Source organism: uncultured Planktosalinus sp. (genome assembly GCF_963973675.1).
Taxonomy (GTDB): Bacteria; Bacteroidota; Bacteroidia; order Flavobacteriales; family Flavobacteriaceae; genus Planktosalinus.
On record NZ_CAXBAN010000061.1, the window covers coordinates 1 to 9,232 of the forward strand.

Annotated in this window: 8 protein-coding genes; 6 read left to right on the forward strand and 2 right to left on the reverse strand. The window is 42.7% G+C overall.

Annotated elements, in window-relative coordinates:
• Positions 1-40 precede the first annotated feature (40 nt).
• The 3 genes from AACY61_RS03880 (at position 41) to AACY61_RS03890 (ending at position 4,019) form a co-directional block, all read left to right on the forward strand.
• Positions 41-1,585, forward strand: a complete 1,545-nt coding sequence (locus AACY61_RS03880; RefSeq protein ID WP_339610277.1) for a glycosyltransferase — start codon at positions 41-43, stop codon at positions 1,583-1,585.
• A 23-nt stretch (positions 1,586-1,608) separates the two neighbouring features.
• Entirely contained in the window at positions 1,609-2,619 is a 1,011-nt protein-coding gene (locus AACY61_RS03885) for a glycosyltransferase (RefSeq protein ID WP_339610278.1), read from the forward strand.
• A 284-nt stretch (positions 2,620-2,903) separates the two neighbouring features.
• Positions 2,904-4,019 carry a glycosyltransferase gene (locus AACY61_RS03890; protein ID WP_339610279.1) on the forward strand — a complete coding sequence of 372 codons (1,116 nt, stop codon included), beginning with the start codon at positions 2,904-2,906 and terminating at the stop codon, positions 4,017-4,019.
• Positions 4,020-4,071: 52 nt separating this feature from the next.
• Here the strand turns inward: AACY61_RS03890 and AACY61_RS03895 are convergent, their stop codons facing one another.
• Positions 4,072-4,458 (reverse strand): GxxExxY protein, encoded by a 387-nt coding sequence (locus tag AACY61_RS03895; protein ID WP_339610280.1) that lies wholly within the window; start codon positions 4,456-4,458, stop codon positions 4,072-4,074.
• A gap of 124 nt (positions 4,459-4,582) precedes the next feature.
• Between AACY61_RS03895 and AACY61_RS03900 the strand changes: the two genes are divergently transcribed.
• The 3 genes from AACY61_RS03900 to AACY61_RS03910 all read left to right on the forward strand — a co-directional run bounded on the left by AACY61_RS03900 (position 4,583) and on the right by AACY61_RS03910 (position 8,273).
• Positions 4,583-5,656, forward strand: coding sequence for a glycosyltransferase (locus AACY61_RS03900; protein ID WP_339610281.1), 1,074 nt, complete (start codon positions 4,583-4,585; stop codon positions 5,654-5,656).
• 95 nt (positions 5,657-5,751) lie between these two features.
• Positions 5,752-7,218 carry a DUF5687 family protein gene (locus AACY61_RS03905; RefSeq protein WP_339610282.1) on the forward strand — a complete coding sequence of 489 codons (1,467 nt, stop codon included), beginning with the start codon at positions 5,752-5,754 and terminating at the stop codon, positions 7,216-7,218.
• A 329-nt stretch (positions 7,219-7,547) separates the two neighbouring features.
• Entirely contained in the window at positions 7,548-8,273 is a 726-nt protein-coding gene (locus AACY61_RS03910; RefSeq protein ID WP_339610283.1) for an ABC transporter ATP-binding protein, read from the forward strand.
• Between the two features lie 354 nt (positions 8,274-8,627).
• Here the strand turns inward: AACY61_RS03910 and upp are convergent.
• A partial coding sequence (upp, locus tag AACY61_RS03915) for a uracil phosphoribosyltransferase (RefSeq protein ID WP_339610284.1) occupies positions 8,628-9,232 on the reverse strand: 605 nt, incomplete at its 5' end.

The window sequence follows — 9,232 nt, forward strand, 5'->3', positions numbered from 1 at the left end:
GTCGCAGTCTACATTATTATAAAAAAATACTTGCTGAATAATGGCCCAACCGGAATTCAAGGAATATACAACTAAGCACGGTGAAGTAATGCTTTATACCGGTACTCCTGATTGCTCAAAATTGGATTTACTGGCTACAGGCCCTGGAGATCTATGGCACAGCTCGTTTGAACAGGGCTATAAAAATGCCTTTACGGACATTGTTTTTTTTACAGCTACGTTTTGGTGGTATGTGAATGATTTTGACAATTTAGAAGAATGCGTCAGCTGGCGTATTAACCCCGACGCTTTTGTAATCAGAAAAAAAGTTTGGGAACAGCTGGACGGATTTGATCCTGTTTATGGAAGCAGTCTTATGCAGGCGCTTGACTTTGGTTACAACGGGTTACGTGTATCAGGAATGGTACCCTTATATGTAAAAGGATTGTACAAAGAGGAACACAAAGCCAATCTGCACATCTCAACTTTGGACAGGTATTTATTTTACCGAAGAAACTTTAAAACAGACCATAGTTTATATATGTTGTTCCGAAAAGGGTTTTGGAAATTAAGCGAATGGAAGGGTTTTTTTACAGCCCGTAAACAAACAGATTTTACATCTAAGCATCCGGTGGTTACTCCAAGGAATTTGAAAGAAATAAAGGGTAACCCGACGGTGAGTTATATCATTCCAACCATGCTTCGGCAGAAATTTACACTAAAACTGATGGAGGATATTGCGCTGCAAACGTATCTGCCTAAAGAAGTTGTCATCGTGGATGCTACACCGGAAAAGGAACGGGATGAATCTTTATATCAAAAGAAGTTTCCGTTTAAGGTGATTGTTAAATGGCAAACCACCAAAGGAAGTTGCAGGGCTCGCAACGAAGCCATTGATTTGTGTACCGGAGACTATATCATTTTTGGCGATGATGACATCCGTATTTTACCCGATTTCATTGAAAACCATATCGCCTTGTTACAAACCTATAATGCTATAGCCTGCAATGGACTGGATGTGATGGCAGAACACCTAAAACAGAACTTAACTGATTTAAAATCACGTTTGGATGCGATGGGTGAACAACGATGGATTGTTGGAGCTACCCGTAACTTCAGCAATGCCAATTCCTGTGTAAGACGCGATTATGTCAATCTGTTGAAAGGGAATGATATTAATTATGACGGAGGGTATGGAGAAGATGGTGATTTTGGATTGTCACTGGTTAAATGGGGCGCTACGGTCTTATACAATCCCTTCTCAGCAAACCTGCATTTAAAACCCCTCACGGGAGGATATCGCTGGTGGGGTACACAGGCAAAAATTTTGGGAAAAAAACGCAAACAGCAACCCTGGGAATTAGATAGCCCTGTGAAATGGATAAGACCCGTACCAAGTCCTACAATAATGTACCTATTCTACAAACACTATACTGAAAGACAACGAACAGAATACAAATACAAATATTTCTTTTTATACTTGTTTAAAAAAAACAAATGGACATTGCCATTACGAATTTTAAAGACTCCATTTAAATTGTTGCAGTTTAAAAAATCACAGTTTTATGCAAAGAAGTTAATGGAGTTAGGAATAAGACACAAATAAATACTAACCTCTACCCACTCACTATGACCACTTCCCTGATCATCTGCACCTATAAACGTCCCGGGCCCTTGCGGCGTTTACTGGAATCGGTAAGGGTACAGTCCCGGGTACCGGAGGAAATCATTATTGTGGATGGCTCTAAAGACGATGCAACTCAAAAAATGCTGGAAGCCATGACTTTTGAAAACATAAGGTATTTTCAAGTCAGTGCGCAAGACCGTGGCCTGACCCGCCAACGGAACTTTGGCATTCAAAAGCTTGCCGGCGATAGTGAAATCGTTTGTTTTCTGGATGATGATACCGTATTGGAAAGTGACTATTTTGAGCAGTTATTGGCTACTTACCGGCTGCACCCTGATGCCCTGGCAGTAGGAGGCTATATCAGCAATGAAGTGGCCTGGGTGCCTGTCCCGACTGATTATGTTGCCCGCGTGGATGAATTTGTTTACGACGGCTACAAACGCACAGACGGCAGCCGGTTTGTGTTGCGTAAGAAACTGGGTCTGGATAGTGATGTGCCCCCGGCTCACTTTCCGGAGTTTGGGCATGGCCGTAGTGTGGGCTTTTTACCCCCCGGCGGAAAAACCTATCCGGTGCAGCAAATTATGGGAGGCGTAGCTTCTTATCGACGGGAAGTGTTTGACATGATGAGCTTCTCCACGTATTTTGAAGGCTATGGCCTCTATGAAGATGCCGATTTTAGTTTAAGACTCTCCAAAAAAGGCAAACTCTATGTCAACACCGCCGCCCGTTTGCAACATTTGCATGAACCTTCAGGCCGCCCCAATCAGTTTACTTACGGCAAGATGGTGGTGCGCAACGGCTGGTATGTATGGCGGGTAGCCCATCCCCATCCCTCTTTGAAAGCACGGTTCAAATGGCACGCCATTACCCTGCTGCTGACCTTCGTACGATTAACCAATGTAGTGACCATCAAAAAACGTAAAGCAGCTTTTACCGAAGCTCTGGGAAGGATTGTGGGCTGGTGGAGTTTGTTTTTTTCTTTGGGTGCTTTGCGTGAACCCTACGCATGAGTAAGCAGGAAACAAGTAATCGGGATTTACATTTCGTAATTCATCCAGCTACCTCAAAGTTGAAGATGTAAAAAAAACCTCAAATTTCATAGATGTTTTAGATTTAAAAGAAAAATACAACACCCTTGGCAAAAAAATCAATAGATTTATATGCTTAGTAGAAAACTCAAAATAACCCTCACTTTTGTATATTTAACCAAAACCCGAGAACCCGAGAACCCGAGAACCCGAGAACCCGAACACCCGTAAAACCCGTAAACCCGAGAATCCGCAAACAAATCCATTTGAAACTTCTAATCATCACCCATACACTTCATAAAAAGCAAAACAACACTTATTTTGCTTACGGCCCTTATATAAAAGAAATGTGGCTATGGGAAAAGTATGCTGATGTTATTCAAATCATAGCACCTTTAACACCAGAAGTGCCTGAGGCAATTGAACTTCACTACAATCACGAAAACATACATTTAAACCAAGTCCCTGATTTTTCTTTGATAGGTATTAAAAATACAATCAAGACTGTCTTTAAAATTCCCGGTATCATTTTCAAAGTATTTAAAGCCATGCGTGCAGCCGATCACATCCACCTGCGTTGTCCCGGGAATATGGGTTTGCTGGGGTGTGTGATGCAGGTATTCTTTCCGAAAAAAAAGAAAACAGCTAAATATGCCGGAAACTGGGATCCTGCCGCCAAACAACCCCTGAGTTACCGCTTTCAAAAATGGATTTTAAACAATACCTTCCTCACCCGAAACATGCAGGTAATGGTTTACGGTCACTGGCCGAAGGCATCCAAAAACCTACTTCCCTTTTTTACCGCCACCTATGCTGACTCCAAAAAACAACGCATTACAAAAGAATTCACGCCCCCCTTCAAAGCCTTGTTTGTGGGTGGCTTAACCCCCGGAAAAGACCCTTTGTATGCCTTGCAACTGGTGCACCGGTTACAACAAAAAGGGGTTGATATCTGTATGGACCTCTATGGGGAAGGGGTTCAGCGCAAAAAACTGGAACAGTATATAGAAAAACACAAGCTCAAAAAAAGCATAACTTTAAAAGGCAATCAAGCTGCTGAGGTTATAGAACAGGCTTATAAAGCAGGTCACTTTTTAATCCTTCCTTCAAAATCAGAAGGCTGGCCCAAGGCAGTGGCCGAGGCCATGTTTTGGGGGTGTGTACCGATGGCAACAACGGTGTCCTGTGTGCCCGAAATGCTGGGGAACGGGAAACGGGGACGCTTGCTTTCTAAAAACCCGGAAGAGGACGAGCCCCATTTGTTAGAACTGCTGTCGGATAAAGAAACAATGAAACGAATGTCTTTATCTGCGCAACAATGGTCTCAACAGTTTACTTTGGAAGCTTTTGAGGAAAAGATTAAGCAGCTGATTGAGGGTTAGGATTTTTTCACGCAAAGCAAAATAAGTAGAAAAAAGACCGCAAAGAGGGTTGTTAAACATCATTTAGATTGTTTACAACTCTGTGAATACCATCTTTAAGTATTTTGGTGTTAAAGTTTATTAGTAAGCCGAGTCTTTTTTCAGATAATTTAAGATAAGTGAGTAATTGTGAAAAATGAACAGGAGCTAAATTTTCTAACGATTTTATTTCCACAATTAATTTATTTTCTACGATAATATCAACTCTATAACCAACTTCCATTTTTATTTCTTTGTAATAAAAAGGTAGAGGGACTTGTTGTTTTACTCCCAGTCCAGCTTCCTCAAGATCATATGCTAATGCATTTTCATAGGCAGACTCGAGTAAACCCGGACCCACTTTTTTATGAAGCTCTAGGGCAATTCCAATTACTTTATATGAAAGTTCATTTTCATTCATTGTACTAAATTACAATTTTTTAAATTATTGTATATTTCTTCGCGTACTTTGCATTTCTTATGTTGCTTTGCGTGAAAACTGATATTTTCATTATTTATGATTTTTTAATTTAAACAATTAACCCTTGAAAATCCTTCACCTCATAGACTCCTTAAACCCCGGTGGTGCCGAGCGCATGGCCGTTTCCTATGTCAATGCGCTGACGAATCAAGGCGTGGAAGCCCATCTATGGGCCACCCGGGAAGAAGGCCTCTTAAAGGAAACCATTGCACCCGGTGTTCACTACCGCTTTTTAAACCGACGAGGTCCCCTTGGTCTGCGGGCACTATTGAAAGCCTCACAACTCATTGAACAGCAACACATTCAACTCATCCACGCACACAGTACTTCCTGGTTTTTTGGTACGCTGCTGAAATGGCTGAACCCTTCAGTGAAACTCATTTGGCATGATCATTATGGCAGTCGGCCGCAAAGCTTGAAACAAGCAACCAAAACATTGGTTTTTTGTTCAAAATATTTTAGCAAAGTAATTGCAGTTAACAAAGACCTGGTTCAATGGCATCAAACCCATTTGCGAAACATACAAAGTGATTATATTCCAAACTTTGTCTCAAAAAAAGTGGTTCCCGTAGAAGCTGATTTAAGGTGCAACACTACCAACACGATCATCTGTGTAGCCAACTTACGGAAACCCAAAAACCATGAAAACCTAATCACAGCTTTTTCAAAGGTGCATAAGACTGCATCAGATTGGAAACTACTTTTGGTAGGGAAGACGATGAAGGATTCCTATACGGATGCCGTTTATAAATCAATCACTAAAGAATCTTTAAGTGAAGCAGTCACAGTCTTAGGGGAACGTGCAGATGTATACAAACTACTTCAACAAGCTGAAATAGGGGTGTTGAGCTCTGATATGGAGGGCCTGCCCATGACCCTTTTAGAATATGCCCTCTCAGGCTTGGCCGTGGTGACCACCGATGTGGGTTATTGCCGTGAAGTAGTGCAGGACTTTGGTAAAGTGTTGCCCCCGGGCAACCCTGAAGCCCTTGCCAAGGCTCTGGAACATTATATCAGTCACCCGGAGGAACGCGCTAAGGATGCTGCCAATCTCCAGCGGCATGTGCTTGAAAATTATACCGATGAAGCGGTCATACCCCAAGTTTTAAAACTATACGACGACTTACTGATGAACTAATTTTTTAGGGAGTGTAACATTCAATCCCTTTTCAATACTGATAATGCATAAAAGAATGAAAATGATGGATACCAATTACAAACACTGCCTAACCTATGTTTAAAAAATTCTTTTTTCTGGAATGGAAGTCCTTTATCCGTTCGGCATCCTTCAAGGCCAACATGGTGTTGAAAGTGTTTATGGCGTTGGGAGCTTTGTATTTTATAGGCATGTTTTTATTACTGGGCTTTGGTGCTTATTTTATATTGGAAAAATTTGAACTGGAACCCTTTGCTACCGTCAACCGGTTTTTGATGTATTATTTGCTGATGGACCTGCTCATTCGGTTCTTCCTGCAAAAAATGCCGGTGATGAATGTGCGGCAACTGCTCACCCTGCCCATTTCTAAAAGCACGATTGTAAAATATACCCTGGGCAAAACCATTTTGTCGTATTTCAACTGGCTGCACTTGTTTTTCCTGCTGCCCTTTTCAGTGGTGCTAATGATAGAGGGATTTGAGGTAACGAATGTACTGGCGTGGTTCTTTAGTGTATTTGTCTTGATTTTCTTTAATAATTTCATCAATATATTGATCAATAACAGAGACTGGTTGCTATATACCATGGGTGCTCTACTCATTGCGACAGTGAGTTTGCATTATTTTGGAGTACTGGACCCCACCTTGTTTGCCGGGCCTGTTTTTCAGAGTTTGTATGACCAGCCTTATTTAATCGTGCTGCCCTTGTTGCTGCTTGCGGTGGTAATGGGGTTGACCTATCGGTTCTTTTTCAGTCGCCTGTACCTGGATTCGGGGCTATCCATCAAGCAGCAGGATGCCAAAACCGAACAACTTACCTGGCTGGACCGCTTTGGATTGATGGGAACCTTCTTGAAAAATGACATCAAGTTGTTGCGCCGGAACAAGCGTTCCAAAACCACCTTATTGATCAGCCTCCTGTTTGTTTTTTATGGCTTGCTCTTTTTTACCGGTGCGGTGGAAGCTTATGAAGGACCTGTGTGGCGTATTTTTGCGGGCTTGTTTGTTACAGGGGGCTTCCTCTTTACTTTCGGACAGTTTGTGCCCAGCTGGGACAGTGCTTACTACCCGCTGATGATGAGTCAGAACATTCGCTACCGAGACTACCTGAACTCCAAATGGTGGCTCATGGTGGTGGCAACCACGGTTACCACACTACTGAGTTCGTTTTACCTCTATTTTGGATGGGAAGTCTATCTGGCAATTATCGTTGGAGCGATCTATAATATTGGCGTCAATGCTCATGTAGTACTGTGGGCAGGGGCGTATGTAAAAACACCCATTGACCTCACACAAAACAAAAATGTGTTTGGCGACAAACAGGCCTTTAATATCAAGAGTATGTTGCTGGCCTTACCCAAACTGTTACTGCCCATGCTATTCTACGCGATAGGACATTATGCCCACAGCCCTGAACTGGGCTATCTGATAGTAGCTCTGGCAGGCATACTGGGGTTTGCATTCAAAGAAAAAGTATTCACAATCATCGAATCAATCTACAAGTCAGAAAAATACAAGACGATTGCGGCATATAGTGAGAATTGAGTGGTGAGTGGGTAAAAAGGATGGGGCTGTTAGGTGAGAGTTCTATTTCAAAATAGATAAATACATCGCGTGTGGATCCCTTTAGGGACATAGGGCAGGAAGGAGTGAAAGTTTAAAATAGGATTAATACTATTGAATTAAGAATTTGAATGGGTCCGGAAAAGAGAAAATAGAGTAGAGAAGATTAGATTCAAATAACAACTAATAGTGGATTATGGCTATGAACGCTTTGCGAAACTTTGTGGAACCTCTGCGCAACATTGTGGTAAAATAGAATGAACGTTAAGAATTGATAAGTAAAGTCGAGTAAAACAAACAAAAAAAATAGTATGATACAAGTAGAAAAATTAAGCAAGACCTATGGAACCACAACGGTGTTAACCATTCCGCAACTGGAAATTCCCAAGGGGCAGAGCTTTGGTTTGGTGGGAAATAACGGTGCGGGTAAAACCACTTTTTTTAGTTTGTTGCTGGACCTGATTCAATCCTCTACCGGGCACATCAACAGTAAGGGCACACAAATCAGCAGTAGTGAGAATTGGAAATCGTATACCTCAGCCTTTATTGATGAAACGTTTTTGATTGGGTACCTCACCCCCGAAGAGTATTTTTACTTTATCGGAGAACTGCGGGGCTGGAACAAAGCCGATGTCGATCAGTTTCTCGAGGGGTTTACCGATTTTTTCAATGATGAAATCCTTAACAAACGAAAATACCTGCGTGACCTCTCCAAAGGAAACTCCAAAAAGGTGGGCATCGTAGGGGCCCTGATTGGCAATCCGGAAGTGATCATTCTCGATGAACCCTTTGCCAACCTCGACCCCACAACACAAATTCGTTTAAAACGCATTTTGAAAGAACTGGCCGCAAATAAAGAAATCACCATATTGGTCTCCAGCCACGATTTGCAGCATACCGTAGAAGTTTCCAACCGCATCGTCGTGTTGGAAAAAGGACTGGTGGTCAAGGACCTCCATACCAACTCAGAAACCATGAAAGAACTCGAGGCGTTTTTTAGTGGGGAACCGGAGACAAAAGAAGTGGTGAGTGAGTGAGTTTGTGAGCAGTGAGACTGTAAGCAGTGAGTGGTAAGAATGTTCAGTAACAGTGATTGGTGTTCAAGGTTCAGTGTCTAAATAGAATTGATGGAAATGTTTTCAGGATTTCGGGATTCGACAAAACCTTAGTATAAAACAAAATTCCAGCTTAAGCGCCACATCCTTTAGGGCCGGGGAAATGGCGCGGGAGGATTTGATTCAGTGAGCAGTGAGTGGTTCGTTTTTTCTAAAATCGTACATACAAAATCAAGTCCCCCAGTTCACAAGTTCACAAGTTCACAAGTCCACAAGTCCACCAGTCCACCAGTCCACCAGTCCACCAGTCCACCAGTAAACCAGTCCACCAGTAACCTAGCCCTGCATTTTATTCCCAAAACACAAATCACCGGCATCTCCCAGTCCCGGGACGATGTAGCCGTGAGCATCCAGTTCGGGGTCTATGGTGGCGATCCAGAGGGTGTAATTTTCGGGTAATGCGTTTATAAGGTAATCAATGCCGGGCTGCGCACCAATGACTGAAACGAGGTGTACTTTTTTTGGGGTTCCCAGATGTTTGATGGCTTCCAGTACGTTGACAAAAGTGCGTCCGGTGGCCAGCATGGGGTCGGCCAGGATGAGTGTTTTTCCTTCCAGCGAAGGCGATGCCAGGTATTCTACTTTGATTTCAAATTCGGTATCAGAGCTATGCTGTCTGTAAGCCGATATAAAGGCATTTTCGGCCTCGTCGAAACAGTTCTGCAACCCGTGGTGCAAGGGCAAACCGGCCCTGAGAATGGAGCAAATTACCAAAGGGTCACTGGACAATCCGGTTTCTGCAATCCCTAAAGGGGTTTGAATCTTTGCAGGGTGGTAGGACAGCGTTTTGCTGAGTTCGTAGCCCAGCAGTTCGCCGATGCGTTCAATATTTCTTCGGAAGCGCATCGAATCTTTCTGGATGTTGATGTCCCTGAGTTCGG

What these genes read in the sequence shown, in the direction of transcription:
- AACY61_RS03880 (WP_339610277.1), top strand. Translation starts at nt 41, where the DNA reads ATGGCCCAACCGGAATTCAAGGAATATACAACTAAGCACGGTGAAGTA.
- AACY61_RS03885 (WP_339610278.1), top strand. Translation starts at nt 1,609, where the DNA reads ATGACCACTTCCCTGATCATCTGCACCTATAAACGTCCCGGGCCCTTG.
- AACY61_RS03895 (WP_339610280.1), bottom strand. Translation starts at nt 4,458, where the DNA reads ATGAATGAAAATGAACTTTCATATAAAGTAATTGGAATTGCCCTAGAG.
- AACY61_RS03905 (WP_339610282.1), top strand. Translation starts at nt 5,752, where the DNA reads ATGTTTAAAAAATTCTTTTTTCTGGAATGGAAGTCCTTTATCCGTTCG.
- AACY61_RS03910 (WP_339610283.1), top strand. Translation starts at nt 7,548, where the DNA reads ATGATACAAGTAGAAAAATTAAGCAAGACCTATGGAACCACAACGGTG.